Genomic DNA, 24,585 nt, shown 5'->3' on the forward strand with positions numbered 1-24,585 from the left:
CCCGCGATCAAGCGTCGAAGCGGTAGCCGAGGCCGCGGACAGTAACCAGGAGCACCGGCTCCTTCGGCGTCTTCTCGATCTTGGAGCGGATGCGCTTGACGTGGACGTCGAGGGTCTTCGTGTCGCCGAAGTAGTCGCTCCCCCAGACGCGGTCGATGAGCTGGCCGCGGGTGAGGACGCGGCCCGCGTTGCGGAGGAGCATCTCGAGGAGCTCGAACTCCTTGAGGGGCATCGGGGTCTCGACGCCGTCGACTTCGACCGTGTGGCGTTCGATGTCCATGCGGACGGGGCCGGCGACGACGATCCGCTCCTCGCCGGGCTCCTCGGTGCGGCGTCGGAGGACGGCGCGGATGCGGGCGAGCAGTTCGCGGGTGGAGTAGGGCTTGGTGACGTAGTCGTCGGCGCCGAGCTCCAGGCCGACGACGATGTCCACTTCGGAGTCCTTGGCGGTGACCATGATGATCGGGACGGAGGAGCGGGTGCGGATCTCGCGGCAGACCTCGGTGCCGGGCATGCCGGGCAGCATGAGGTCGAGGAGGATCAGGTCGTAGTCGCCCTCGTCGAAGGCGGCGACGGCGCGGTTGCCGTCCTCGGCGACGGTGACGTCGTAGCCCTCGCGTTCGAGCAGGTAGCTGAGGGGCTCGCTGAGGGCGCTCTCGTCCTCGACGAGCAGGATGCTGGTCACGCGTGTTCTCCTATCGGGGCGGTCGCCGCGAAGGGCGTCCGGGCGGGGTCGGCTTCGGGGAGCCGGATGGTGAAGGTGGAGCCGCGGCCGGGCTTGGACCAGACGCGGACGTCGCCGCCGTGGTTCTGCACGGCGTGCTTGACGATGCTGAGGCCGAGGCCGGTGCCGCCGGTGTGGCGGGAGCGGGCCTGGTCGACGCGGTAGAAGCGCTCGAACACCCGGTCGAGGTCCTCCTCCGGGATGCCGATGCCCTGGTCGGTGACGGCGATCTCGACGACGCCGCCGGTGGAGCGGACGCCGATGCCCACGCGGGAGCCGGCGGGCGAGTACTGGATGGCGTTGGCGAGGAGATTGTGCAGCGCCGAGACGAGCATCTTCTCCTGCCCCACGACGTAGGCCTTCTTCATCCCGCCCTTGACCAGGGTGACGTCGTGCGACTCCGCCATGACGTGGGTGGTCTCGAGCGCCGCCGTGACGACGTCGTCGACGCGGATGATCTCGGCGGAGCCGGCGACGTCGGCGGCCTGGAGGCGGGAGAGCTCGATGATCTCGCGGGTGATCTTCGCGAGGCGGTGCGACTCCTGGGTCAGCCGGTGCGCGAAGCGGCGCACCTGCTGGGGGTCGTCGGCGGCGGAGTCGAGGGCCTCGGCGAGCAGGCCGACTGCGCCGATCGGGGTCTTCAGCTCGTGGGAGATGTTGGCGACGAAGTCCCTGCGGACGGCCTCGAGCCGGCGCGCCTCGGTGTGGTCCTCGGCGATGACGAGGACGTAGCGGGAGCCGAGGCGGGTCGCGTGGACGACGAGCGTCACGGCGGCGTCGGAGAGCGGGCTGGTCGCGAGCTCGAGGTCCTGGACGATGTCGTCGCCGAAGCGGCGGACGCGGTCGACGATGGCGGCGAGGTCGGGGTGGAGCAGCGTGTCCTGCGAGACCAGGCCGAGCGCGACGGCGCGGGTGGACGCCTTCAGCACGTTGTGCGACGGGTCGGTCACGAAGGCGGGCGAGCCGACGGCGTCGATGATCGCCTCGATCCCCTCGGGGAGCCCGACCGAGATCACGTCCTGCGCGATGCGGCCCTGGCGGGCGGCGAGCGTGAGCACGGTCGTCAGAAGGATCCCGATCGCGACACCGAGAACGAGCGACAGAACCACGATCAAGCCCGAATCCACGGACCCAGGCTAACCATCCACCGGGCGTCCCCCTACCGGACGCCCGTCGATCCTCCGGGGGTCGAGTACTGTTCAAACGCCCGGCACCGTTCGTTAACCTGCCGTGGTCATCATGACTGCGCCTGCGCCCACGGAGTGCAGTCGCAGCGGCGTGCGAGGTGCTCGCCGCAGATCCGGCGCCGTCGTCCGCGCGCGCCGTAGAGAGGGTCGAACACAGATGCGCGAAGTTTTCCAGCAGGAGCTGGCCGAGGTCCAGGAACGACTCGTCGAGATCTCCGGACTCGTCGAGATCGCCATCGAGAAGGCGACCCAGGCGTTCAACCACTCCGACGTCACCCTCGCGGAGGAGGTCATCGCGAGCGACGCGCGCATCGACGAGCTGGCCATCAGCCTCGACGAGCTCGCGATCGACATCCTCGCCCGGCAGAACCCGGTCGCCCGCGACCTGCGGATCGTCGTCTCGGCGCTGCGCATCAGCGCATCGCTCGAGCGGATGGGCGACATCGCCGAGCACATCGCCCAGCTCTCGCGCTACCGCTTCCCCGACAAGGTGGTCCCCAAGAGCCTGCGTCCGACGTTCGTCGAGATGGGCCGCCTCGACGTGGTCGTCGCGCACAAGCTGACCGACCTGCTCCGCTCGCAGGATCCGCGCATCGCCGAGGAGATCCGCGACGAGGACGACAAGATCGACGAGCTGCACGTCAGCGTCTTCGACAAGGTGCTCAGCGAGGCGTGGAAGGGCCAGGCAGCGGACACCGTCGACGCGACCCTCGCCAGCCGCTACCACGAGCGCTTCGCCGACCACGCCGTGTCGATCGCCAAGAAGGTCCAGTACCTGATCTCGGGCGACTACTCCTAGTCGACACCTCGGGCTCCGGCCCGTCTCACCGTCCGGCCCGCAGGAACGATCGTCTCCTGCGGGCCGGACGTGTCCGTGCCGTCCCCGTCGGAGCTGCGGACGGGAACGGCCCGCCGGAGTCGAGGACTCGGGCGGGCCGTTCGCGCGTGCGGGGCGGTGCTACTTCTTGGCGCCCTGGGCGGCGACGGCGGCGGCACCGGCGGCCGCGGCCTCGGGGTCGAGGTAGCGCGCCTCCCCGCTGGGCTCGAAGTCCTCGTTCAGCTCGTAGACGAGCGGGATCCCGGTCGGGATGTTGAGCTCCGCGATGTCCGAGTCCGAGATGCCGTCGAGCGTCTTCACCAGCGCGCGGAGGGAGTTGCCGTGCGCGGTGATCATGACGGTCTTGCCCGAGGCGAGGTCCGGCTTGATGTCGGACTCCCAGTAGGGCAGCATCCGCTCGATCACGAGCTTCAGCGACTCGGTGCGGGGCAGGGCGTCGCCGAGGTCGGCGTAGCGCTCGTCGTGCGCCTGCGAGTACTGGTCGTCGTCGTCGAGTGGGGGCGGCGGCACGTCGAAGGAGCGGCGCCAGGTCTGGAACTGCTCGGGGCCGTACTCGGCGAGGGTCTGCGCCTTGTCCTTGCCCTGCAGGGCGCCGTAGTGGCGCTCGTTGAGGCGCCAGGAGCGCTTGACGTCGATCCACAGGCGGTCGGCGACCTCGAGGGCGATGTTGGCGGTCTGGATCGCACGGGTCTGGCGCGACGTGTAGACGATGTCGGGGTGCAGGCCCGCCTCGGTCAGCAGCTCGCCGGCGCGGGTGGCCTCCGCGACTCCCTGCTCGGTCAGGCGCACGTCGACCCAGCCGGTGAAGAGGTTCTTCTGGTTCCACTCGCTGTTGCCGTGGCGCACGAGGATGAGGGTGTAGGTCTCGGACATGCGTCCAGCTTAGAGGCGGCCCCCTCGCCCGCGGATACGCTGGAGAGCATGACCATCGGAGCCGTCACCCGCGGAACGACGGGCACGAACCGCCTCCGCCGGGTCGACCGCCGGCTCGCCGAGCTGCCCGTCCTGCGCAGCACCGCCTCCCCGCTCGTCGTCGATCTCGGCTTCGGGGCGAGCGCGGTCACCACGCTCGAGCTGCACCGCCGGCTCGTCCGGGCCGCGCCCGACGTCGAGGTGCTCGGCCTCGAGATCGAGCCCGCCCGGGTCGACACCGCTCGACGCCAGCTCGCCCGGGTGAGGGAGGGCGGCACGCCGTTCCCCGCGGACGCGCGCGTGCGCTTCGAGCGCGGCGGCTTCGAGGTGCCCCTGCCCGCGGGGCGGCGGGCGGACGTCATCCGCGCCTTCAACGTGCTCCGCCAGTACGACGAGGACGCGGTGCAGTCAGCCTGGGCGACGATGACGGACCGCCTGCAGCCCGACGGCGTCCTGGTCGAGGGCACCTGCGACGAGATCGGCCGCATCTGCACCTGGATCGAGGTCGGCCGGGAGGGCCCGCGCTCGCTGACCCTCTCGCTCCGGCTCGCGACGATCCCCTCGCCGATGACGGCGGCCGAGCGCCTGCCGAAGGCCCTCATCCACCGCAACGTGCCCGGCGAGGGCGTGCACGCCTTCCTCTCCGCCCTCGAGCGGGCGTGGACGCTGAACGCCCCTCTCGCCGTCTACGGTCCGGGTCAGCGGTGGATCGCGACGGTCCGGGACCTCCGGCCGGAGTGGCCGGTCCTCGGCGGGCCGCGGCGCTGGCGCCTGGGCGAGGTGACGGTCGCGTGGGAGGCGGTCGCCCCCTCCTCCTGAGCGCCGGGCCTGAGCACCGGACCTCCTGAGCCCTAGGCGAGCGGGGGCAGGGCGGCCCGCGCCTCGGCGGGAGCGGCGCCTGTCGCCGTGAGCAGGTCGACGACGAGCGGGCGGAGCAGGACGAGCACCGTCTTCTCGGCGAGGCGCGCCTCCGGGACCAGCCGCTGGGGGTCGAGCGTGGTCGCGAGCAGCACGAGGTCCTGACGCGCCAGGGCGAGCACCGACGGATCGGCGACCGCGCGGCCGAGCAGCGCGATGCCCGGGCCGAGGGCGGCGACCGCTCCGGCGAGCGCCGGCCGCGGGGCGCCGTCCCCGACGAGGAAGTCGGTGCGGCGCGCGACGATGCGCAGATTCCGGGTCGCGAGGTCCAGCGCGGACAGCATCACGGCCTGGCGGGAGAGCTCGCCGCGGTGCCGACGGACGAACGGCGAGATCCGGGCGACGCCGGTCGCGGAGTCGAGCGCCGCGGTCCAGCCGTCGATGACCGGCTGCGTCCCGCGGATCCGCTCGAGGGCTGCGGTGGACGCCGAGGAGTCGCCCCGGCGGAGCGCCTCGGCCAGCTCCTCCACGGTCCGGCTGAGCGCGGTGAGGAGCCGATGCGCCTCGGCCCGCGCCGTGCGCAGCGGCGGGCGGGGCACGATCGCCGTGCAGAGCAGCGCCGCGAGCCCGCCGATCAGGCCGTCGACGCTCCGGGTGAAGACGCCTCCGTCCGGCGCAGGGAGGACCATCACCAGCATCGCCTGGGTCCCGGCGGCCACGGCGAACCCCGGCGAGGGCGAGAGGGCCCGGCCGAGCGTGAAGACGATCGCGAGGACGACGGCGAGCTGCCAGACGCCGCTCCCCCACAGCAGGAGCAGGACCTCGCTGGCCGTGATGCCGATGAGCATCCCCGTCGCTGTCTCGGCCACCTGCTTGGGGCGGGTGTCGCGCGCGATGCCGAGGCTCGAGATCGTGGCCGTCAGCGCCAGCACCGGCGCGGGGTGCCCGAGGAGGAAGTGCGCGACGGAGTAGGCGAGGGTCGCCGCGAGCACGATCTGCAGCACGGCGGGGAGCGACGCCCCCGCGCGGGCGAGGGCGCGCGCGGGACTCAGCTCGGGGGTCCGGACGAGACCGCGCAGCCGCTCGGCCGCCCGGCCCCGCTCGGCGGGACGTGCGGCCACCACGGCGTGGCCTACCTGGTCGTCGCCCCGAGGCGGGGCAGGCGGGGCACTCCCGCCTCCGCTCCGGCTCCGGGCGGGACCACGACCTCCTGGGCCGCGGCCACGCGCGAGTCGCCGGCCAGCACGGTCAGCTCGAGGTCCACCGGGACGCTCCGCTTGACGACCGCGAGGGCGACCGGTCCGTCCTCGTAGTGCCAGGCGCTGGAGGTGACCGTGCCGACCTCGACCGGCTCGCCGCCCTTGAGCGCCGTGACGACGTCGCCGTGGGCGGGGAGGACCGAGTCGGAGCCGTCGAGCTGCAGCAGGACCAGGCGCCGCGGCGGGTGGCCGAGGTTGTGCACCTTCGCCACCGTCTCCTGGCCCCGGTAGCAGCCCTTGGCGAGGTGCACGCTCGAGCGGAGGAGGTCGAGCTCGTGCGGGATGGACCGCTCGTCGACCTCGGTCGCGTGGCGCGGGCGCCAGGCGGCGATGCGCAGCGCCTCGAGGGCGTCGACCCCGGCGAGGGCCACTCCCACCCCGACGGCCGTCTCCGCGAGGGCCTCGAGGGCCGCTCGCGGGACCAGGACCTCGCGGAGCTCCCAGGAGGCCCCGGGGTGCTCTGTGGTCAGCGCGTACTGCCAGCCGCCCGGCTGGACCTGCGACCACGGGTCGCTCCAGACGACGGGCTCCTCGGCCAGGGACAGAGCGAGCGTCAGGGCCGGCCCGTCGCCGAGGGCGGCGAGGGTCGCGAAGTCGTCGGTGCGGTCGGCGACCTCGACGCGGAGCATGAAGCGCATCCGGTCGAGCCAGGCGGCCAGGCCGGCCGTCTCGTCGCGGTCGAGCAGGAGCCAGGCGGTCTCGCCGTCGTCGACGAGGCGGATGACGTGCTCGATCCGGCCGGTCGGGTCGAGCAGGAGCGTCTCGGCGGACGCGCCGGGAGCGAGGCGCGAGACGGCCTGGCTGGTGAGCGAGTCGATCCAGGTGAGACGGTCCGGCCCCGTGACGGTCACGACGCCGCGGCCGGAGAGGTCGACGAGCGCGGTGCCCGCGGCGAGAGCGCGCTGCTCGCGGAAGGGCTCGCCGTAGTGGGCGGCGACGCCGGGCTCGGCGGCGCTCGTCGTCGCGACCGCGCCCGGGGCGGCCAGGAGCGGGGAGAGCGCGTCAGTCGACACGGGCGAGCCGTCCGGAGGAGTGGGTCCGCAGGCCCTGGCCGAGCGCGGCGATGTCCCACGCCCAGAGCAGGTGGTCGTCGACCAGGCCGTAGAGGCGCGTGGCGGCGGCGTAGTCCTTCGCCGCGGCGGTGCGCATCACCGCGTCGGTCGCGAGGTCGATCCGCGGCCCCTTGACCTGACCGAGGTAGAGCTCGCTGACCCCGTCCGGGTGCACGAGCGAGACCTCGATGTCGAACCCGCCGGCGGCGTTGCGCAGCGTCTCGACGGACTCCGCGTCGGGGAAGGCGGGTGCGCCGCGGCCGGGCAGCATTCCCGGGCCGGCGTCGGAGTCGGTCAGAGCGCGGCTGAGGCGCCAGTAGCCCGTCTCGGTGACCAGCGGCCGGGGCGCCTCCTCGGCGCCCTCCTCGATCAGCCACGTGTAGGAGTTGTAGTTGAGGTACGGGAGGCCGTCGTAGCTGAAGCTGATGCGATGGCCGAACTCGGCCTGGACGGAGTCGTCGCCGATCGTGTAGTCGATGACGCCCGAGCCCTCCCAGACGCCGAGAAGCCAGGACAGGGGGACGAGCTCGGGCGGCAGGCCCGACGGAAGCGAGATCACTCGGGCTCCGGCGGCGGCTAGCGCTGGCCGCGGTAGAGCTTGTAGACGACCACGCCGGAGACCCACGCGATGGCGAGGGAGGCGAGCCCGAGCAGACCGAGGTAGAAGAGTTCCAGGGCGAGAAGCATGCGCTCATCCTACCCGCCGCCTCCGACGCAGGGGCGGGGCGGACGCGGCCGCTCAGGCGGTGCGGATCCGGGCGCTCGGGACGGGAGGGCGCGACCGCTCAGGCGGGGAGGAGGAGGGCGATCCCGCTCGCGACCGCGACCACGGCCATCGCTCCGACGATGCTCGTCATCGCGCGGAGGAGGTACCCCTCGGCGCGGGCCACGGCGAGCTGCACCGCGAAGGTCGCGAGCACGCAGCCGCCGAACGTCAGCGCGAGCCAGAGCTGCCGGGACTCCGGAGCGGCGATCGCCAGCGTCAGCACGGAGCCCGCGAGTGCGAGCGCCCAGACGACTCCGATGCCCACCCGATCCCTGCCCATCCGACAATTGTGCCCCAGGCGGACGCCCCTCCCGGCCCGCCGCTAGTATTGCGGGCAGACCAGTTCTGGAGGATCCGTGGCGCAGTTGTTGATACTGACCTCGGCGGGAGGCGCCGAGGTGCTCCCCGCACTGGGGCTCCTCAGCCACCGGACCCGGCAGATCCCCGCGGAGCCCGCCCAGCTCGTGAACGCCCCGAGCTGCGATCTGATCCTGGTCGACGCGCGGCAGGACCTCGCCAGCGCCAAGTCGCTCTGCAAGATCCTCACGACCACGGGCATCAACGTCCCCCTCATCCTGATCCTCACGGAGGGCGGGCTCACGGCCGTCTCGGCCGACTGGGGCGTCAACGACGTCATCCTCGACTCGGCCGGCCCCGCCGAGGTCGACGCCCGCATCCGCCTGGTGATCGGCCGGCTGGCGCAGGAGCAGTCGACCTCGCGCATCCAGGCCTCGGGCGTCGTGATCGACGAGGCAAGCTACTCCGCCAAGGTGCACGGGCGCCCGCTCGACCTCACCTTCAAGGAGTTCGAGCTCCTCCGCTTCTTCGCCACGCACCCCTCGCGCGTCTTCACCCGCGAGCAGCTGCTGAGCGAGGTCTGGGGCTACGACTACTTCGGCGGCACCCGCACGGTCGACGTGCACGTGCGGCGCCTCCGCGCGAAGCTCGGCGACCTGGAGTCGCTGATCGGCACGGTCCGCAACGTCGGATACCGCTTCAACGTGTACGAAGAGGACAATGAGCGAGTCGCTCAACCTGTCCGTTGAGGACCTGGCCGATCCCGCGGTGGCGGCCGGCCTCGAGCACCTGATCGGGCGCGCCGCCTGGTTCGACCACCAGCCCCCCTTCAGCGACCAGACGCTCGTCGACGCCCGGGCCGGCTCGCGCACCCTCCTCGTGGGGCTGCGCGCGGACGTGGTCGTGGCGGCGGCGATCCTCGGGCAGGGCGAGCTGGAGTTCGTCGTCGATCCGGAGTGGCGCGGGGTCGGCTTCGGCACCGCGACCCTGGAGCAGGTCCTCGCGAGCGGCCGGACGGGCCTGCTCGCCTGGGCGCACGGCGACCACCCCGCCGCCCGGGCCCTCGCGGCCTCCCACGGCTTCGCCCCGGTGCGCACCCTCCTGCACCTCGAGCTCGAGCCGCTCGCCGCCCCCGAGGTCCGCGTCCCCGAGGGCGTCGTCCTCTCGGACGCCCGCGACCTCGCTCCGGCCGAGTGGATCGCCCTGAACGCGCGGGTCTTCGCCGCGCACCCCGAGCAGGGGCGGATGACGGAGGAGGACCTGGCGGCCCGCCGCGCCGAGCCGTGGTTCGACGAGGGCGACTTCCTCCTGCTCCGCGACGCCGACGGCACGCTCCTCGGCTACGACTGGCTCAAGATCGAGCCGGGATCGACGACCGGCGAGATCTACGTCCTCGGGGTCGCCCCCGAGGCGGCCGGACGGGGACTCGGCCGCACCCTGCTGAACGCCGGGCTCGCGCGGATGCTCGAGCGCGGCTGCACCACGGCCGACCTCTACGTCGAGGCCGAGAACCGGTCGGCGGTGGCGCTCTACCGCTCGCTCGGGTTCACGGACGCCTCCGTCGACGTGCAGTACCTGCAGCGCGCCGCGCCGCTGCGCTGAGCCGGCACTCCTCCACAGGGCCTCCCCCGGCCCCGTTCATCCGGCATTCACGAGCGGCGGCGCGGAGCGGACGGGCGCGGTGCCAGGATGGTCGCATGGACGGCGACAACCTGCTTCTCGAAGACGGTCTCAGCGATGACCTCGACGACGACTTCGACGACGAGGAGGAGCACTCGGACCCACTCCTCCCCGACAACCGCTACCTCGACCGGGAGCTGAGCTGGCTCGCGTTCAACCAGCGCGTGCTCGAGCTCGCGGAGGATCCGCTGGTTCCGGCGCTCGAGCGGGCGAACTTCCTGGCGATCTTCTCGTCCAACCTCGACGAGTTCTTCATGGTCCGGGTCGCCGGCCTCAAGCGCCGCATCCTCACGGGGCTCGCCCTGCCGACGAACATCGGCCGCGTGCCGGTCGACGTGCTGACCGACATCTCGGAGAAGGCGCACCTGCTGCAGCAGCGCCACTCCCGAGCGTTCAAGGAGCTCGTCGAGCCCGCCCTGCGCGACGGCGGCATCGACCTCGTCCGCTGGGACGAGCTGAGCGACGCCGAGCGCACCGTGCTGGACGACTACTTCTCGGCCCAGGTGTTCCCGGTGCTGATGCCGCTCGCGGTCGACCCGGCGCACCCGTTCCCCTACATCTCCGGCCTCTCGCTCAACCTCTCGGTGCGGGTGCGGAACCCGAAGACGCAGAAGGTCGAGTTCGCGCGCCTCAAGGTGCCGCAGATGCTCCCCCGCTTCGTGCGGATCGCCGGAGTCGCGGCGCCGGGCGAGCCGATGCGGTTCATCTCGCTCGAGGACCTGATCGCCAACCAGCTGGACGACCTGTTCCCCGGCATGGAGATCCTCGACCACCACGTGTTCCGGGTGACGCGCAACGAGGACGTCGAGGTCGACGAGGACGAGACCGAGAACCTGATCAAGGCCCTCGAGAAGGAGCTGCTGCGCCGCCGGTTCGGCCCGCCCATCCGCCTCGAGGTCACCGACGACATGGACGACGAGACGCTGGGCCTGCTGGTCCGCGAGCTCGACATCACGACGCAGGAGGTCTACAAGCTCCCGGCCCCGCTCGACCTCAGCGGGCTCTTCAGCCTGCAGAAGATCGACCGCCCGGACCTGAAGTACCCCAATCACGTCCCGACGACGGCGGTGCAGCTCTCGCCCAGCGAGCCCAACCAGCGGCAGGACGTCTTCAAGGCCGTCTCCCGCGGCGACGTGCTCCTTCACCACCCCTACGAGTCCTTCGCGACGAGCGTGCAGTCGTTCCTCGAGCAGGCGGCGGCCGATCCGGACGTGCTCGCGATCAAGCAGACGCTCTACCGCACCTCGGGCGACTCCCCCATCGTCGAGGCGCTCATCGACGCGGCCGAGTCGGGCAAGCAGGTGCTCGCCCTGGTCGAGATCAAGGCGCGCTTCGACGAGCAGGCGAACATCTCGTGGGCGCGCAAGCTCGAGAAGGCGGGCGTGCACGTGGTCTACGGGCTCGTCGGGCTGAAGACCCACTGCAAGCTCGCGCTCGTCATCCGCCAGGAGAAGGGCGGAGTGCTCCGCCACTACTCCCACATCGGCACCGGCAACTACAACCCGAAGACCTCGCGCATCTACGAGGACCTCGGACTCCTGACGGCCGACCCCGAGGTCGGCAAGGACCTCACGCGTCTGTTCAACGAGCTCTCGGGCTACGCGATCGAGAAGAAGTTCAAGCGCCTGCTGGTCGCGCCGCGCCACCTGCGGAAGGGCCTGCTCAAGCGGATCGCCGCCGAGACCGAGAACGCCCGCGCGGGGCGCCCCTCGGGCATCCGGATCAAGGTCAACTCGATCGTCGACGAGTCCGTGATCGACGCGCTCTACCGCGCCAGCCAGGCCGGCGTGCCGGTCGACGTGTGGGTGCGCGGCATCTGCGGGCTGAAGCCCGGCCAGGAGGGGCTCTCCGAGACCATCCGCGTGCGCTCGATCCTCGGCCGCTACCTCGAGCACTCCCGCATCTTCAGCTTCGTCAACGGCGGCGAGCCGGACGTCTTCATCGGCAGCGCCGACATGATGCACCGCAACCTCGACCGCCGCGTCGAGGCTCTGGTGCGGATCGTCGAGCCGGCGCACCTCAGCGAGATCGACGACATGTTCGAGCGGGCGATGGACGAGCGGACCGCCTCCTGGTGGCTCGGCCCGGACGGCGACTGGACGCGGCACCACCTCGATGAGGAGGGCGCTCCGCTCGCCGACCTGCAGAACCAGCTGATGCAGCACATCACCCATCGCAAGCGCGCGGCGACACGGTCCGCCAACCGGGCCTCCAGCCGCTGACTCCCGTGACGGGCACCGTCTACGCAGCAGGAGCGGTGTGCTGGCGGATCATCGAGGGCCGCCCGCACATCCTCGTGATCCACCGGCCGCACCGCCGGGACGTCAGCCTGCCCAAGGGCAAGGTCGACGCGGGCGAGTCCCTCCCGGAGACCGCGGTCCGCGAGATCCGCGAGGAGACCGGGCTCTCGGTGGCGCTCGGGGTGCCGCTGGGGTGCACCGAGTACACGCTGCCGAGCGGGCGCCCGAAGGCCGTCTACTACTGGGCGGCGCAGGTGACCGAGAAGGCCGTCCTGGCGTCCGACTTCCTCCCGAACGACGAGGTCGAGGCGCTCGAGTGGGTGACGCTCAAGCGGGCCCGGAGCTACCTGACCTATCCGCACGACGTGACGATCGTCGACGAGTTCGCCCGGATAGCCGCACGCGGTGCGCTCGAGACCTTCGCGATCGTGGTCCTGCGGCACGCGAAGGCGGTGCCCGCCTCCTCTTGGGACGGCCGCGACTCCACCCGCCGCCTCACCGGGCGCGGCCGGGTCGAGGCCGCTGCCGCCGCTCAGGCCGTGGCCGCCTGGCGCCCGCGCCGCCTCGTCTCGAGCACCGCCAAGCGCTGCCGGTCGACCATCGCCCCGCTGTCCGGTCTGGTCAGGAAGCCGGTCAAGCTGCGCGACGACCTCAGCCAGGAGGCGCACGAGCAGGGCACCGCCGACGTCCGCGCCCTGGTCGGCAAGCGGGTCCGCGCCCGCCGCACCGCCGTCCTCTGCAGCCACCGGCCGGTGATCCCCGAGATCCTGCGCGAGATCGCCCTCGCCACGGCGACCCCTCTCGGCGCCTACCTCGACGAGGCGGCAGCGCTCCCGACCGGGGGCTTCGCCGTGGTGCACCTCTCCACAGGCCACCCCGGATCCGGCATCGTCGCGATCGAGACGCACACGCCGCTGGCCTGACCGCCCGGGCGCGCTGCGTGACCGGCTCGACGGGTCCGTCCGCACCGGGCCGGTCGCGCCGCCGGGACGCGCCCGACGCACCGCGCCTTCCCCGCCGCCCCGTTGCTCCGCAATCCCCGAGGCGGACCCGTTCACCGCGCGTTCACCGAGCGGTCGGTGCCAGGACACGACCCCTCCGTACTCTCGCTCGCGGGCTGCACCAGGCCCTGTTCTGTTTTCCACGCTTTCCTACCCGAAAGGGATACTTGTGAGATTCTCGCGTCTCGGCCAGGCGGCCGTCGTCGCCGCCGTCGCAGCGATCACGCTGACCTCCTGCGCTGCCAACGAGGCACCGGCCGCAGGCGGCAGCTCCGGCTCCGCCACCACCTCCACGCTCTCCGGCACCATCACCGGGATCGGCTCGTCCGCTCAGGGCACCGCGCAGACCACCTGGGCCGCCGCGTTCCAGACCGCGAACCCCGAGGTCACGGTCAACTACGACCCGCAGGGCTCCGGCGCCGGCCGCACCAACTTCATCGACGGCGCCGCCGACTACGCCGGCTCCGACTCCGCGCTCAAGGACGAGGAGCTCGCGGGCACCTTCGCCGCCTGCGCCCCCGACACCAAGGCGATCGACCTCCCGGTCTACATCTCGCCGATCGCGGTCATCTTCAACGTGGAGGGCGTCGACGAGCTCAAGCTCGACGCGGCCACCATCGCTGGCATCTTCAAGGGCACCATCACCTCCTGGGACGCCCCGGAGATCAAGGCCCTGAACCCCGACGCGACCCTCCCGTCGGCGAACATCACCTCCGTGCACCGCTCGGACGACTCGGGCACCACGCAGAACTTCACCGACTACCTCGCGGCCACCGCGAGCGACGTCTGGGACGCTCCCGCCGCGCAGACCTTCCCGTACCAGAGCGGTGACGGCGCCAAGGGCACCTCGGGTGTCGTCGACGCGGTCAAGAACGGCACCAACACGATCGGCTACGCCGACGAGTCCGGCGCCCAGGGCATGGACATGGCCCAGCTGAAGGTCGGCGACGCGTTCTCGACCATCTCGGCCGACGGAGCCGCGGCGGTCGTCGCCGCCTCGCCCATCGCCGACGGCCGCGAGGACAACGACCTCGCGATCAAGATCGACCGCACCGGCACCGAGGCGGACGCCTGGCCGATGGTCCTGGTCAGCTACCTCATCGTGTGCCAGGAGTACGCGGACGCCGACAAGGGCGAGGTCGTCAAGTCCTTCGCCTCCTACATCGCGAGCGAGGAGGGCCAGGAGGCCGCCGCCGCTCAGGCCGGCTCCGCTCCCCTGAGCTCCGAGCTCGCCTCGACCGTCGCCACCGCGATCGAGTCGATCAAGTAGTCCCATCGGCAGGGCCCGTCTCGCAGCACGATCCGCGGGACGGGCCCCGCCTGTGCCGGGCTCGACCCACCGGACGCCCCTCCGAGCCCTAGCATCTCCCTGTGCGCCCCGCCGAACCCCCTCGTCTGAAGAGAGTCCCCTGGAATGGCAACTGAGACCGTCGTCCGCCCGAAGGCGAAGGTGCGTGTCGGAGATCGGGTCTTCTCGATCTCGACCGTCGCCGCCGGCTCCCTCATCCTCCTCGTCCTCGCCGCCGTCGCGATCTTCCTCATCGCGCAGTCGATCCCCGCGTTCACCGCGCCGGCCGGCAGCCTTCCCGGCGACGCGACGAGCTTCTGGGCCTACGTCGGCCCCCTGGTGTTCGGCACGGTCTGGTCGGCGGTGATCGCCCTGGTGATCGCCCTGCCGCTCTCGATCGCGATCGCCCTCTTCATCTCGCACTACGCGCCGCGCCGCATCGCGATGGCCCTCGGCTACGTGGTCGACCTCCTCGCCGCCGTCCCCTCGGTGGTCTTCGGCCTCTGGGGCGCGACCGTGCTGGCGCCGATGGTGCAGCCCTTCTACCTCTTCCTCAACGTGAACATCGGCTGGTTCCCGCTCTTCGGCGGCCAGGCGTCGGGCACCGGCAAGACGATCCTCACCGCCTCGGTGGTGCTGGCCGTCATGGTCATCCCGATCATCACCGCGGTCTGCCGCGAGATCTTCCTCCAGGCCCCGCGCCTGCACGAGGAGGCGGCGCTCGCGCTCGGCGCGACCCGCTGGGAGATGATCCGCATGGCCGTCCTGCCCTTCGGCGCCCCGGGCATCGTCTCGGCCGCCATGCTCGGCCTCGGCCGGGCCCTCGGCGAGACGCTCGCCGTCGCGATGGTGCTCTCGCCCGCGACGGTCGTCTCCTTCCTCCTGCTCACCCCGCAGAACTCGAACACCATCGCCGCGAACATCGCGCTGCAGTTCCCGGAGGCGAGCGGAGTCGGCGTCAACGTCCTCGTCGCCTCGGGCCTCATCCTCTTCGTCATCACCCTCCTCGTGAACTCGGTCGCGCGGTTCATCGTCAACCGCCGCAAGGCCTTCTCGGGAGCCAACTGATGTCCGCCGCCACCTCGTCGATGCCCTTCTCGCTGCAGGCGGGCAAGCTGCCCAAGGGCACCCCCTGGATGCTGCTCGTCGGCAGCTGGGTCGTGTTCGCCGCCGTCTTCCTGATCCTCCAGGCGGCCGGCATGATGAACGACTTCAGCCTCGTCGGCGCGATCTTCTGGGGCACTGTCCTCTTCGACGTCGCCATCTACGTGGTCTCGCGCCTGGTCGAGGGCGGCCGCAAGGCTGTCGACCGCCTCGTGACCTCGCTGGTCGCGACCGCGTTCATCATCGCGCTGCTCCCGCTGATCTCCCTGCTCTACACGGTCGTCTCCAACGGAGTCGCGCGGTTCGATCCGCTCTTCTTCTCCTCGTCGATGCGCAACGTCATCGACGCGGGCGGCGGCGCCCTCCACGCGATCATCGGCACGCTCGAGATCACGGCCATGGCCGCGCTGATCTCGGTGCCGATCGGCCTGCTCACCTCGATCTACCTCGTCGAGTACGGCCGCGGCCACCTCGCCCGGGCGATCACCTTCTTCGTCGACGTGATGACGGGCATCCCCTCCATCGTCGCGGGCCTGTTCGCCTACGCGCTCTTCGCGCTGCTCCTCGGCCCCGGCGTCCGGATGGGCTTCGCCGGCTCGATCGCCCTCGCCGTGCTGATGATCCCCGTGGTCGTCCGCTCGTCGGAGGAGATGCTGAAGCTGGTCCCGAACGAGCTGCGCGAGGCGTCCTACGCCCTCGGCGTGCCGAAGTGGCTGACCATCGTCAAGATCGTGCTGCCGACCTCCATCGCCGGCATCACGACGGGCATCACCCTCGCGATCGCCCGCGTCATCGGCGAGACCGCCCCGCTGCTCATCGTCGCCGGCTTCACCGCGTCGATGAACTACGACCTCTTCAGCGAGCGGATGATGACCCTCCCGGTCTTCGTCTACACGCAGTACGCGAACCAGGGCCCCGACGCCGAGGCGTTCCTCAACAGGGCCTGGACCGGCGCGCTGGCCCTCATCCTGATCGTCATGGCGCTGAACCTGGTCGCCCGCCTGATCGCGAAGATCTTCGCCCCCAAGCTCGGCCGCTGACACCCACCACTCGGCTCCGGCCGGAATCCCCGAAGGAAGCAATGTCCAAGCGCATCGAGGTCAACGACCTCAACGTCTACTACAGCCAGTTCCTCGCGGTGGAGGGCGTCTCGCTCGCCATCGAGCCCCGCACGGTCACCGCCTTCATCGGCCCGTCCGGCTGCGGCAAGTCGACCTTCCTCCGCACGCTCAACCGCATGCACGAGGTCATCCCCGGCGCGCACGTCGAGGGCGAGGTCCTGATCGACGGCAACAACCTGTACGGCCCGGGCGTCGACCCGGTGCAGGTCCGCCGGCAGGTGGGCATGGTCTTCCAGCGCCCCAACCCGTTCCCGACGATGTCCATCCGGGACAACGTGCTGGCCGGCGTGAAGCTCAACAACCGCCGCATCTCGAAGTCGGACGCGGACGCGCTCGTCGAGCGCTCGCTCCAGGGCGCGAACCTCTGGAACGAGGTGAAGGACCGCCTCGACAAGCCGGGCTCCGGTCTCTCCGGCGGCCAGCAGCAGCGTCTGTGCATCGCCCGCGCGATCGCCGTCTCCCCCGACGTCCTCCTGATGGACGAGCCCTGCTCCGCCCTCGACCCGATCTCGACCCTCGCGATCGAGGACCTCATCGAGGAGCTCAAGAACGACTACACGATCGTCATCGTGACCCACAACATGCAGCAGGCCTCGCGCGTCTCGGACCGCACCGCGTTCTTCAACATCGCGGGCACCGGCAAGCCGGGCAAGCTCATCGAGTACGACGACACCGCGACGATGTTCTCGCGGCCGTCCGTCCAGGCGACCGAGGACTACGTCTCGGGCCGCTTCGGCTGATCCGCCGCAGACGAGAGCGAGCCGCGTCCCTCCGGGGTCGCGGCTCGCTCTCGTTCCACCGCGTTCCCTCCGGGAACGAGAAGAGCCGCACTCCGTCATGGGAGTGCGGCTCTTCTCGTGCTCGGGCCGTCAGGCGATGTCGATCGCCAGTATCGGATCGGTGGTCGGAGTCGGCGAGCCGCCGGCGTCCTCGACCGTCACGGCGACGACTCCGCCCTCGGTCAGGCTCCCCTCAAGCGGGGCCACGGTGCTGCCCTCTCCCCCGTCGAACGTCCCTGCGGCGACCGGACCGGATGAGCCGATGTACCAGAGCTCGTAGGTCTTGTCCTCCGGCAGCGGCGCCAGGTCGTCCACCACGAGGGCGGAGCGGCCGAGCGAGCTCGACCAGACCAGCGTCGCCTGCTCGCCGGTGGCGACCGTGCCGGTCGTCTCCTGCGCGTCGGGGGCGCTGCGGATCTGCTCCAGAGCCGTCTGCTGCTGCGTCTGGCCGGGGCCGGACGAGAGCAGCGGCGGAAGGGTCACTCCGCCGACCACGATCACCGCGGCGGCCGCGGCCGCCGAGAGGTAGACCGCGGGGCGGGCGAACCAGCGGCTCCGTGCGCGGTTCGCGGCGCTGCCGCCACCGTCCCGGCGAGCCGTCGGACCGCTCCGCTCGCCCTCGGAGGCGACGGGGACCAGACGGGGCGCGGCGGGCGCCTCGTGGTCCTCGTCGGGCTCCTCCAGCGGCAGCTGCGGAGTGGTGGCGATGAGCGCCATCAGGTCGGCCTTGAAGCCCGGCGAGGGCTCCACGGCGGGTGCGTCGGCGACCAGCGCCTCCGCCACCTCGGCGAACGCGTCGGCCTCGCCGCGCGCCTCCGGGTGCTCGGAGAGGAAGCGCTCGTAGCGCTCCTGCTCCTCGGGCGTCAGGATGCCCAGTGCGTGACCCGCCGCGAGATCGCGCGGGTCGTCCATCCCGTCGGGGAGTCGCACATCGTTCACAGGGCCACCCCCATCTCTTCTCGAAGTCTGATCATTCCGTCACGCAGGCGTGTCTTGACGGTTCCCACGGGGCACTGCAGGATCCCCGCGATCTCGCTGTGCGAGTATCCGCCGTAGTAAGCGAGCTGCAGCGCCTGCCGCTGCAGTTCCGTCAGGCGGCCCATGGCGGCCGCGACCTTCTCGTGCTCGAGGGACACCTCCGCCTGCTCGGAGACCTGGTCGTAGTCGCGTCCGAGGTCTCGGATTCCGATGCGCATGTCCCGATCACGGCCGGCTTGAGCCGCGCGGACCCTGTCGATGGCCCTGCGGTGTGCCATCGTGAGGATCCAGGTCGTCGCGCTTCCTTTATTCGGAGCGAAACGCCCAGCGGTTTGCCAGATCTCGAGGAAGACCTCCTGGGCCACCTCCTCGGACTGGGAGCGGTCGACGAGGACGCGGATGATCAGGCCGAGGACCCGGCCGGCCATCTGGTCGTAGAGCGCGGCGAACGCGGCCTGCTCTCCCCCGGCGATGCGCTCGAGGAGGACAGCCGCCTCCGCTGTGGTGTCGTCCGTCATCAGCCCCGCCTCGCCCGCGCCCGGGCTGAAAGATTCCGCGTCATCCAGAAGGCTGTCACGGCCAGGCCTGCAACGACGACCGACACCTCGATCGGGTGCGTCACGAATCGGACATCCAGCGCCAACGTGCCGATCGGCACGAGCGCCGGGTCGCCCAGCCGGGGGGCCAGCCAGAGCGAGATCACGGCCACCGCCGCAGCGGTGATGCCCGGATAGCTGCGCGGGCGGATGAGGACCCAGAGCCCGGCGAGCACGTCGAGGACCGCGAGGACGCGCATCACCGTGCCCTGCGAGAGCGAGACCCCCGCGGCGAACTGGGCGCCCTCCGCGTCGTCGACGCTCGGCGCGGCGAGGAGGTAGAGGGCGGCGACGACCAGCAGCCCCGTCCCCGCCCAGACGCGCGCGCCGATCCGGAGAGCTCTGCTGTTCTTCATTCCGCTGGCGCCTGTCTGTGGGGACTCGGGCGAGGATCGACTCCTCCTGGGCCCTCGCCTCGCGCACCGTGGCCTCGATGCGAGCAGAGAAGGGGCCGGACCGCAGGAACGCCTCTCGGCGCGAGGCCGCTCGAAGCGGCTATAAGTGGAGCCCGGGGTTACTGCGATCCGGCTTCCGCCAGTCTACCAAAGGCCTCCGCGGTGGCGGCGAGCGGCGTTCGCAATGGGTGAACGCGGGTTGCGCGTCACTCCAGGGAGTCGCTCCGCCACAGCCGCGCGCAGCTCACGAGCTCGGCCGCGGTGGTCGAGAGGCGCAGGGCGCGGGTGGTCAGCTCGCTCGCCCGGGCGGGGTTCACCGGCTCCACGTCGTCGGCGACCGAGACGGCTCCGGAGGCGCTCACGCGGCAGAACGCCGCGGCGCGGTCCAGTGCCACCGCGAAGTCGCCGTCGAAGACGCCGCGGAGGATCCGGTCGGCCAGCTCGGTGATCTCGGCCGGCCCCGTGGGAGTGCTGGCTCCGGCGACCACCGGGTCGATCGTGGCGGACAGCTCGACTCCGCGCTGGTAGAGGAAGCTCGTGCTCTCCGGGTCCTGCCGGATGACCAGCCGCAGCAGGTAGATCCGCCAGAGGGCGCCCGGCAGGCTCGCCGCGCTGGAGCGCGCCCAGAGCTCGGCGAGCGCGTCGATGCCGTTGTGGTCGGTGTACTCGACCAGGCGGTCGATGACCACCGGGTCGGGGTCGTTCCGGACACGGCTCAGCAGCGCGATCGCGGTCTCGTGGGCGACGCGGCTGATCTGCGCCGGGTCCTCTCCTCCCTGGAACGCCTCGAAGACGTGGGAGGGGAACTTGGTCGGCTTGTGGAAGCCGTCTGTCATGGGGCCGCCTTCCGCGGTCGTGCGCGCGGACGCTCTCGCGCTCGCGCTCCGTAGGGGGTTCGAGGAGGGTAACGCCCGCGGCTGGGCGGGTATGCCCGCGCGGAGGACGCGGTCCGCTCCGGGATCGTCCGCGCTACGGGCCGCACCTGCTCCGGGCCGCACCTGCTCCGGGGGCGTCGACGGCCCGCTACCCTGGAGCGCGCGGGCCTCTAGCTCAGTTGGCAGAGCAGCGGACTTTTAATCCGCGGGTCGTCGGTTCGAGCCCGACGGGGCCCACCACACGACCGCCTGGTCGCGCTTTCCGGACAGTGCCAGGGCGCAGCCAGGTCGCCGCACTACCGTGCAGAGGTGCTGACCGTCCTCCGCGTCCTCCTGCGCCGGCCTCGGCTGTGCGAGGCGTGCCGAGTCCGGCCGGCCCGCCGCCGTGACCCGTTCTGCTCGACGGACTGCGCGAAGACGTACTACCTCTACCTCTGACGGCTCGTCCGGGCCGCGGTGCTCCGCGACGGCGTCACTCGTGGCAGAGCGACCACACCTCGTCCGGGTAGTCGCGGACCTTCTCGCCGACGAGCAGGCGCCAGCGGCCGTCCTGGTGCTCGAGCAGGCGGCCGGTGACGACCTCCGAGAGCCAGTCGGAGTCGATCCGGTACCAGCGGACGAGGCGGACGGTCGTCGCGGTGTGCGAGACGCGAGTCGTCATCGCGGGAGTCCCTTCTCGAGGAGGGAGCGGGGTGCTGGAACCAGCGGGGCGTTCGACGCGCGAACGGGGGGATGACCCGCACCGGGACGACTCCGTTGTCGACCGGCCGGGAGACTGCGGCGGGCATCCGGCGGACCGGATGCCAGGAACTCTAGACGACCGCGCGAACGGTGTCTGTCCCGTCGCCGGTCACAGCGGAGCGGCTCCGTTCAGCGGACTCAGGGCTGGACGGTGCAGCCGGCCGAGCGCGTCTGCCGGAACGCGGCCGCTTCGCGGGTGCGGGAGCGGAGCCTCCTCGCGCGGCGGCGGAGGAGCCGCTCGCTCGGGCCGAAGGCTCCGGATTCGAGGAGCTGGCGGAGGGACAGGGTCACCTGCCGGGCCAGACGGGGATCGATGCGGCCGGGGATCCGGATCGCGTCGATGAGGTCGAGGGCGTTGCGCGTGGTGCGGGAGATCGCCATGACGGAACCCTAAGGACGCCGGGGCGCGGTGTGCGCGCCCCGGACGGGGGCGCCGACGGGGACTGATGCTCAGCCCCGGGGCGCCCCGGCGGGATCAGTCGTGCCCGTTGCTGCCGTCGCCACGGCCCGTGGAGGACTGCAGGCGGTCGATGTGCTCGGAGGCCTGGGCCTTGGTGAGGTCGGCGGGCAGGGTCTCGCCCGCCTCGCGCGCGAGGGTGTCGAGGTAGCTGCGCTGCGGGCCGGTCATCGGCTCGTCGCCGGTGACCCAGTCGGACGGGTCCTTGCTGGCGCTGGTGTCGCTGCCGTCGTCGGCACGGGCGCCGAGGACGTCGCCCTCGGTCTTGACATCGGGATCGGTCGTGTTGTCATCGCTCATGGTGCGACCGTACGCCCGACCACCGACGCCGACGAGGGCTTGCGGAGCGGGCCCGGGCGCCCCGCTTCACGAGCCGAGCAGCGCGTGCGCGACGGTGAAGATGACCAGCCCGGCCAGGGAGCCCACGACGGTGCCGTTGATCCGGATGAACTGGAGGTCCTTCCCGACCTGCAGCTCGAGCTTCTCGGACGTCTCGCGCGGGTCCCAGCGGTGGATGGTGTCGCCGATGATGCTGGCGATGTCGGTGCGGTAGCGGTCGACCAGGTTGGCCGCGACCGATCCGATCCAGGAGTCGACGGTCGCCGCGAGACCGGCGTCGGTCGAGAGCCGGCGGCCCAGATCGACCACGATCGACTCGATGCTGCCGCGGAGGGGGCTCGACGGGTCGTCCATCGCGCCGAGGAGGGAGGCCTTCGTCGCCTCCCAGGCGTCCCCGGCGAGCTCGCGGACGCGCGGGCTGTCGAAGGCGCGGTTCTTGATCTCCTCGACCCGGGCGATCAGGTCGGGGTCGGTGCCCAGATCCTGCGCGAGCGTGGCGAGGTAGCCGTCGATCGCGATCCGGAACGGGTGCACCTGGTCCTCGCGCACCGCGGCGACGAAGACGAGAGCCTCGCGGTACAACCGCTCGTCCACCGCTCGGCTGACCGCGGAGGGCAGCCAGCTCGGCAGGCGGCCGCTGACCATGCGGGTGAAGCTCTGCGGGTTCGCGGTCAGCCACGCCTCCGCCTGCTCCACCAGCGTGTCCACGAGGCGCCGGTGGTGGCCGGCCTCGACCACGCTTCCCACCAGCGAGCCCAGCGGCGGGCCCCACTGCGGGTCGAGGAGGTGGCGCCGTGCCAGCGCCTCGATCACGCGCTGCACGTCGGAGTCGTCCAGCAGGGCGATCGCCGAGCGGACGGCCGCGGCGCTCTCGCCGCCGACCCGGTGCGCGTTCTCCGGCTCGGCGAGCCACAGCCCCGCCCGCCGGGCGATCCCGAAGGAGTCGAGCTTCTCGCGCACGATGGCGCCGCGGAGGAAGTTCTCCTCGACGAACTGCGCGAGGCTCGCGCCGATCTCGTCCTTCTTGGTCGGGATGATCGCGGTGTGCGGGATCGGCAGGCCCAGCGGCCGCCGGAACAGCGCGGTCACGGCGAACCAGTCGGCGAGCGCGCCGACCATCCCGCCCTCGCTCGCGGCCCGGACCCACTGCAGCCACGGGTAGCGCTCCTGCAGGGCGAACGACACGGCGAAGACGACGGCCATCACCACGAGCAGGCCCGTGGCGAGCCGCTTCATCCGGACGAGAGCGACGCGCTTGGCCTCGTCGTCGCGCCCGACCGCCGCGAGGGTGGTCATGACGCGGTGGGGAACCCCTCGTGGCGGATGCCCCACGCGACGGTCCACTCCTCGCCCGGCTCGAGCCAGCGCAGGCCCTGCCCGCTGTTGAACGCCTCGGCGGGAGCGGTCATCGGCTCCACGGCGATCGCGGTCTTCACGTCGTCGCCGTCGGGGAAGATCCGGGTGATGAAGACCTGGATGAAGTTGTGCGAGGCGTCGGCCCAGAGGAGCACGCGGCGGCCGTCCGCGGCGCGGAGGCCGTGCACGCTCTCGCCGTCGACCATCCGGACGTCGGCCCAGGCGTCGTCGAGCTCGAGGTCGCCGATGCGGCGGCCGGAGCGGAGGTCCCACTCGGTGCCCTCGACCGGGTTCTGCACGGTGGGGTTGAGGCGCTCGTCGACCTCGATGTGCACCGCCGCGTCGACGGTGATCTCGAGCTCGTCGGTCGGGACGTCGCCGATGGCGAGGAAGGGGTGCGTGCCGATGGCGACGGGCGCCTCGTCGGCTCCGACGTTGACGACGCGGTGGACGACCTTCAGCCCGTCGGCCTGCAGCTCGTAGCGGACCGAGGTCTCGAGGTGGAACGGGTAGCCCGCCTGCGGCACGACCGGCGCGGCCAGCTCGACGAAGGACAGGCCCTGGTCGACGAGGCGGTACGGGGTGCTCACCAGGAGGCCGTGGATGGCGTTGTGGTACTTCGGCTCGGTGATCGCGAGCTGGAGCGTCTCGCCGCGGTGGTGCCAGCGCCCGTCCTTGACGCGGTTGGGCCAGGGCATCAGGACGATGCCCGAGCCGAACGGCGGGACGGTGCTCTCCGGGTAGGAGGCGGTGATCTCCACTCCGTCGACCGAGAGGTGGCGCAGCGCTGCGGCCACCTCCGTCACGACGGCGTGCAGGGTGCGTCCCTCGGCGGTGAGGTCGAGCGAGAACTGGCGCCCGGTGGCGGGGGCGGGGGTGAAGTCGGCCATTCCTTGATCCTACGGACTGACGCGCTCGCCGAGCGTCCGGCAGCGGGTGACCGCGAGCCCCGCCTCCTCCAGAGCGGCGACGACTCCGTCGGCGGCCCCCGCCCCCGTGAGCAGACGGTCGAACTCGTCGGGAGCGGCGACCCGGCCGAGGTCGACCACTCCGAGCTTCGAGGAGTCCGCGACCACGACCCGGCGGGTCGCCGCCTGCAGCATCCGGCGCTTCAGGGTCGCCTCCGGGAGGTTGACGTTGGTGACGCCGGCCTCGGGGTGCACGCCGGTGCAGCCGATGAAGGCGATGTCGGCGCGGATCCGCTCGAGCAGCTCGGACGCGAGCGGCTCGACCAGCGAGTGCTGCAGCGGCCGCAGAGTGCCCCCGGTGACGACGACCGTGAAGCGCGGGATGGCCGGCTCGAGCGCCAGCGCCGTGGAGAGGCCGTTCGTGATCACCGTGACGTCGCGCAGCTCCTCCCGCGCCACGAGCGCGTGCGCGATGGCGAGCGGGGTGGTGCCCACGTCGAGCACGATGCTCTGCCCGGAGGAGACGGAGGCGGCGGCCTCCTCGCCGATCGCGGCCTTCTCGTCGGAGGCGGCGCTCAGGCCCTCCTCGAGCGAGCGCTCACCGGTGGGCCTCGGCGCCGGGATCGCCCCTCCGCGCACCCGCTGGAGGACGCCCTCGCTCGCGAGCAGGGCGAGATCGGAGCGGACCGTGACGACCGAGACCCCGAGCATGTCGGCCATCGGGGCGACCCCGACGAAGCCCGAGCTCTCGGCGGCCAGACGCAGCCGCAGCCGGCGCTCGATCGCCGACGTGGACTCCTGCTCGCCGTCCGTCCTCATCCGCCCATCGTGCCC

Annotated in this window: 27 protein-coding genes and 1 tRNA gene; 11 read left to right on the forward strand and 17 right to left on the reverse strand. The window is 71.8% G+C overall.

Annotated features, from left to right (window positions below; all coding sequences use genetic code 11):
- Positions 1 to 7: 7 nt before the first annotated feature.
- Positions 8 to 685, reverse strand: a complete 678-nt coding sequence (locus C5B98_RS14310) for a response regulator transcription factor (protein WP_104227263.1) — start codon at positions 683 to 685, stop codon at positions 8 to 10.
- On the reverse strand, positions 682 to 1,851 hold the full coding sequence (locus C5B98_RS14315; RefSeq protein WP_104224692.1) for a cell wall metabolism sensor histidine kinase WalK: 1,170 nt from the start codon (positions 1,849 to 1,851) through the stop codon (positions 682 to 684). Before C5B98_RS14315 ends, C5B98_RS14310 begins: the two co-directional genes overlap by 4 nt.
- 217 nt (positions 1,852 to 2,068) lie before the next feature.
- On the opposite strand from C5B98_RS14315, the gene phoU reads away from it, so the two are divergent.
- Positions 2,069 to 2,710, forward strand: coding sequence for a phosphate signaling complex protein PhoU (phoU, locus tag C5B98_RS14320; protein WP_104224693.1), 642 nt, complete (start codon positions 2,069 to 2,071; stop codon positions 2,708 to 2,710).
- Positions 2,711 to 2,869: 159 nt separating this feature from the next.
- On the opposite strand, the gene C5B98_RS14325 is transcribed toward phoU, so the two are convergent.
- Positions 2,870 to 3,622, reverse strand: a complete 753-nt coding sequence (locus C5B98_RS14325; protein WP_104327967.1) for a phosphoglyceromutase — start codon at positions 3,620 to 3,622, stop codon at positions 2,870 to 2,872.
- Between the two features lie 48 nt (positions 3,623 to 3,670).
- On the opposite strand from C5B98_RS14325, the gene C5B98_RS14330 reads away from it, so the two are divergent.
- Positions 3,671 to 4,480 carry a class I SAM-dependent methyltransferase gene (locus tag C5B98_RS14330; RefSeq protein WP_104327968.1) on the forward strand — a complete coding sequence of 270 codons (810 nt, stop codon included), beginning with the start codon at positions 3,671 to 3,673 and terminating at the stop codon, positions 4,478 to 4,480.
- A gap of 32 nt (positions 4,481 to 4,512) precedes the next feature.
- Here C5B98_RS14330 and C5B98_RS14335 read toward each other — a convergent pair whose 3' ends face one another.
- The 4 genes from C5B98_RS14335 to C5B98_RS14350 form a co-directional block, all read right to left on the reverse strand.
- Positions 4,513 to 5,643, reverse strand: coding sequence for an aromatic acid exporter family protein (locus C5B98_RS14335; RefSeq protein ID WP_104327969.1), 1,131 nt, complete (start codon positions 5,641 to 5,643; stop codon positions 4,513 to 4,515).
- An 8-nt stretch (positions 5,644 to 5,651) separates the two neighbouring features.
- Positions 5,652 to 6,791 carry a folate-binding protein YgfZ gene (locus C5B98_RS14340; RefSeq protein WP_104324497.1) on the reverse strand — a complete coding sequence of 380 codons (1,140 nt, stop codon included), beginning with the start codon at positions 6,789 to 6,791 and terminating at the stop codon, positions 5,652 to 5,654.
- Positions 6,781 to 7,389, reverse strand: coding sequence for an FABP family protein (locus C5B98_RS14345; protein WP_104224698.1), 609 nt, complete (start codon positions 7,387 to 7,389; stop codon positions 6,781 to 6,783). Before C5B98_RS14345 ends, C5B98_RS14340 begins: the two co-directional genes overlap by 11 nt.
- Before the next feature lie 226 nt (positions 7,390 to 7,615).
- On the reverse strand, positions 7,616 to 7,876 hold the full coding sequence (locus C5B98_RS14350) for a hypothetical protein (protein ID WP_146076503.1): 261 nt from the start codon (positions 7,874 to 7,876) through the stop codon (positions 7,616 to 7,618).
- Positions 7,877 to 7,952: 76 nt separating this feature from the next.
- On the opposite strand from C5B98_RS14350, the gene C5B98_RS14355 reads away from it, so the two are divergent.
- From C5B98_RS14355 to pstB, 8 genes are all read left to right on the forward strand, one after another.
- Positions 7,953 to 8,642, forward strand: coding sequence for a winged helix-turn-helix domain-containing protein (locus C5B98_RS14355; RefSeq protein ID WP_104224700.1), 690 nt, complete (start codon positions 7,953 to 7,955; stop codon positions 8,640 to 8,642).
- Complete coding sequence (mshD, locus tag C5B98_RS14360; RefSeq protein ID WP_104227268.1) at positions 8,614 to 9,495, forward strand: mycothiol synthase; 882 nt, start codon at positions 8,614 to 8,616, stop codon at positions 9,493 to 9,495. Before C5B98_RS14355 ends, mshD begins: the two co-directional genes overlap by 29 nt.
- 95 nt (positions 9,496 to 9,590) lie before the next feature.
- Positions 9,591 to 11,795, forward strand: a complete 2,205-nt coding sequence (locus tag C5B98_RS14365) for an RNA degradosome polyphosphate kinase (RefSeq protein WP_104224702.1) — start codon at positions 9,591 to 9,593, stop codon at positions 11,793 to 11,795.
- A gap of 5 nt (positions 11,796 to 11,800) precedes the next feature.
- A complete protein-coding gene (locus tag C5B98_RS14370) occupies positions 11,801 to 12,736 on the forward strand; it encodes an NUDIX domain-containing protein (RefSeq protein ID WP_104224703.1) in 936 nt (311 codons plus the stop codon).
- 247 nt (positions 12,737 to 12,983) lie between these two features.
- Entirely contained in the window at positions 12,984 to 14,084 is a 1,101-nt protein-coding gene (gene pstS, locus C5B98_RS14375; protein ID WP_104327970.1) for a phosphate ABC transporter substrate-binding protein PstS, read from the forward strand.
- Between the two features lie 144 nt (positions 14,085 to 14,228).
- Positions 14,229 to 15,170, forward strand: a complete 942-nt coding sequence (gene pstC, locus C5B98_RS14380; protein ID WP_104327971.1) for a phosphate ABC transporter permease subunit PstC — start codon at positions 14,229 to 14,231, stop codon at positions 15,168 to 15,170.
- Positions 15,170 to 16,246, forward strand: a complete 1,077-nt coding sequence (pstA, locus tag C5B98_RS14385) for a phosphate ABC transporter permease PstA (protein WP_104224706.1) — start codon at positions 15,170 to 15,172, stop codon at positions 16,244 to 16,246. Before pstC ends, pstA begins: the two co-directional genes overlap by 1 nt.
- 41 nt (positions 16,247 to 16,287) lie before the next feature.
- Positions 16,288 to 17,067, forward strand: coding sequence for a phosphate ABC transporter ATP-binding protein PstB (gene pstB, locus C5B98_RS14390; RefSeq protein WP_104224707.1), 780 nt, complete (start codon positions 16,288 to 16,290; stop codon positions 17,065 to 17,067).
- A 129-nt stretch (positions 17,068 to 17,196) separates the two neighbouring features.
- Here pstB and C5B98_RS14395 read toward each other — a convergent pair whose 3' ends face one another.
- The 4 genes from C5B98_RS14395 to C5B98_RS14410 all read right to left on the reverse strand — a co-directional run bounded on the left by C5B98_RS14395 (position 17,197) and on the right by C5B98_RS14410 (position 19,911).
- The gene (locus tag C5B98_RS14395) at positions 17,197 to 18,045 is read right to left on the reverse strand and encodes an anti-sigma factor domain-containing protein (RefSeq protein ID WP_146076502.1); all 849 of its coding nucleotides are present in this window, start codon (positions 18,043 to 18,045) and stop codon (positions 17,197 to 17,199) included.
- A complete protein-coding gene (gene sigK / locus C5B98_RS14400; protein WP_104224709.1) occupies positions 18,042 to 18,602 on the reverse strand; it encodes an ECF RNA polymerase sigma factor SigK in 561 nt (186 codons plus the stop codon). The genes C5B98_RS14395 and sigK overlap by 4 nt, the downstream gene beginning before the upstream one ends.
- The gene (locus tag C5B98_RS14405) at positions 18,602 to 19,036 is read right to left on the reverse strand and encodes a hypothetical protein (protein ID WP_104227272.1); all 435 of its coding nucleotides are present in this window, start codon (positions 19,034 to 19,036) and stop codon (positions 18,602 to 18,604) included. The genes sigK and C5B98_RS14405 overlap by 1 nt, the downstream gene beginning before the upstream one ends.
- A gap of 245 nt (positions 19,037 to 19,281) precedes the next feature.
- A complete protein-coding gene (locus C5B98_RS14410) occupies positions 19,282 to 19,911 on the reverse strand; it encodes a DNA-directed RNA polymerase subunit beta (RefSeq protein WP_104227273.1) in 630 nt (209 codons plus the stop codon).
- Between the two features lie 203 nt (positions 19,912 to 20,114).
- Here C5B98_RS14410 and C5B98_RS14415 point away from each other — a divergent pair.
- Positions 20,115 to 20,190, forward strand: a tRNA-Lys gene (locus C5B98_RS14415).
- Between the two features lie 232 nt (positions 20,191 to 20,422).
- On the opposite strand, the gene C5B98_RS14420 is transcribed toward C5B98_RS14415, so the two are convergent.
- From C5B98_RS14420 to C5B98_RS14445, 6 genes are all read right to left on the reverse strand, one after another.
- Positions 20,423 to 20,611 (reverse strand): hypothetical protein, encoded by a 189-nt coding sequence (locus C5B98_RS14420; RefSeq protein ID WP_104224712.1) that lies wholly within the window; start codon positions 20,609 to 20,611, stop codon positions 20,423 to 20,425.
- Between the two features lie 218 nt (positions 20,612 to 20,829).
- A complete protein-coding gene (locus tag C5B98_RS14425) occupies positions 20,830 to 21,072 on the reverse strand; it encodes a hypothetical protein (protein ID WP_104224713.1) in 243 nt (80 codons plus the stop codon).
- 94 nt (positions 21,073 to 21,166) lie between these two features.
- A complete protein-coding gene (locus C5B98_RS14430) occupies positions 21,167 to 21,448 on the reverse strand; it encodes a DUF3072 domain-containing protein (RefSeq protein ID WP_104224714.1) in 282 nt (93 codons plus the stop codon).
- Positions 21,449 to 21,514: 66 nt separating this feature from the next.
- Positions 21,515 to 22,783: a DUF445 domain-containing protein gene (locus C5B98_RS14435; protein WP_104224715.1), complete on the reverse strand. Its 1,269-nt coding sequence runs from the start codon at positions 22,781 to 22,783 to the stop codon at positions 21,515 to 21,517.
- Positions 22,780 to 23,733: an aldose 1-epimerase family protein gene (locus tag C5B98_RS14440; RefSeq protein ID WP_104327972.1), complete on the reverse strand. Its 954-nt coding sequence runs from the start codon at positions 23,731 to 23,733 to the stop codon at positions 22,780 to 22,782. Before C5B98_RS14440 ends, C5B98_RS14435 begins: the two co-directional genes overlap by 4 nt.
- Positions 23,734 to 23,742: 9 nt before the next feature.
- Positions 23,743 to 24,570: a DeoR/GlpR family DNA-binding transcription regulator gene (locus C5B98_RS14445; protein ID WP_104224717.1), complete on the reverse strand. Its 828-nt coding sequence runs from the start codon at positions 24,568 to 24,570 to the stop codon at positions 23,743 to 23,745.
- Positions 24,571 to 24,585: the final 15 nt, after the last annotated feature.

The organism is Rathayibacter sp. AY1A5 (assembly GCF_002930875.1).
Classification (GTDB): domain Bacteria; phylum Actinomycetota; class Actinomycetes; order Actinomycetales; family Microbacteriaceae; genus Rathayibacter.

Excerpts from the sequence above, each read along its gene's own strand:
- phoU (WP_104224693.1), top strand. The coding sequence starts at position 2,069 with ATGCGCGAAGTTTTCCAGCAGGAGCTGGCCGAGGTCCAGGAACGACTC.
- C5B98_RS14325 (WP_104327967.1), bottom strand. The coding sequence starts at position 3,622 with ATGTCCGAGACCTACACCCTCATCCTCGTGCGCCACGGCAACAGCGAG.
- C5B98_RS14330 (WP_104327968.1), top strand. The coding sequence starts at position 3,671 with ATGACCATCGGAGCCGTCACCCGCGGAACGACGGGCACGAACCGCCTC.
- C5B98_RS14350 (WP_146076503.1), bottom strand. The coding sequence starts at position 7,876 with ATGGGCAGGGATCGGGTGGGCATCGGAGTCGTCTGGGCGCTCGCACTC.
- mshD (WP_104227268.1), top strand. The coding sequence starts at position 8,614 with ATGAGCGAGTCGCTCAACCTGTCCGTTGAGGACCTGGCCGATCCCGCG.
- C5B98_RS14365 (WP_104224702.1), top strand. The coding sequence starts at position 9,591 with ATGGACGGCGACAACCTGCTTCTCGAAGACGGTCTCAGCGATGACCTC.
- pstC (WP_104327971.1), top strand. The coding sequence starts at position 14,229 with ATGGCAACTGAGACCGTCGTCCGCCCGAAGGCGAAGGTGCGTGTCGGA.
- pstA (WP_104224706.1), top strand. The coding sequence starts at position 15,170 with ATGTCCGCCGCCACCTCGTCGATGCCCTTCTCGCTGCAGGCGGGCAAG.
- pstB (WP_104224707.1), top strand. The coding sequence starts at position 16,288 with ATGTCCAAGCGCATCGAGGTCAACGACCTCAACGTCTACTACAGCCAG.
- sigK (WP_104224709.1), bottom strand. The coding sequence starts at position 18,602 with ATGACGGACGACACCACAGCGGAGGCGGCTGTCCTCCTCGAGCGCATC.
- C5B98_RS14405 (WP_104227272.1), bottom strand. The coding sequence starts at position 19,036 with ATGAAGAACAGCAGAGCTCTCCGGATCGGCGCGCGCGTCTGGGCGGGG.
- C5B98_RS14410 (WP_104227273.1), bottom strand. The coding sequence starts at position 19,911 with ATGACAGACGGCTTCCACAAGCCGACCAAGTTCCCCTCCCACGTCTTC.
- C5B98_RS14420 (WP_104224712.1), bottom strand. The coding sequence starts at position 20,611 with ATGACGACTCGCGTCTCGCACACCGCGACGACCGTCCGCCTCGTCCGC.
- C5B98_RS14425 (WP_104224713.1), bottom strand. The coding sequence starts at position 21,072 with ATGGCGATCTCCCGCACCACGCGCAACGCCCTCGACCTCATCGACGCG.
- C5B98_RS14430 (WP_104224714.1), bottom strand. The coding sequence starts at position 21,448 with ATGAGCGATGACAACACGACCGATCCCGATGTCAAGACCGAGGGCGAC.
- C5B98_RS14435 (WP_104224715.1), bottom strand. The coding sequence starts at position 22,783 with ATGACCACCCTCGCGGCGGTCGGGCGCGACGACGAGGCCAAGCGCGTC.
- C5B98_RS14440 (WP_104327972.1), bottom strand. The coding sequence starts at position 23,733 with ATGGCCGACTTCACCCCCGCCCCCGCCACCGGGCGCCAGTTCTCGCTC.
- C5B98_RS14445 (WP_104224717.1), bottom strand. The coding sequence starts at position 24,570 with ATGAGGACGGACGGCGAGCAGGAGTCCACGTCGGCGATCGAGCGCCGG.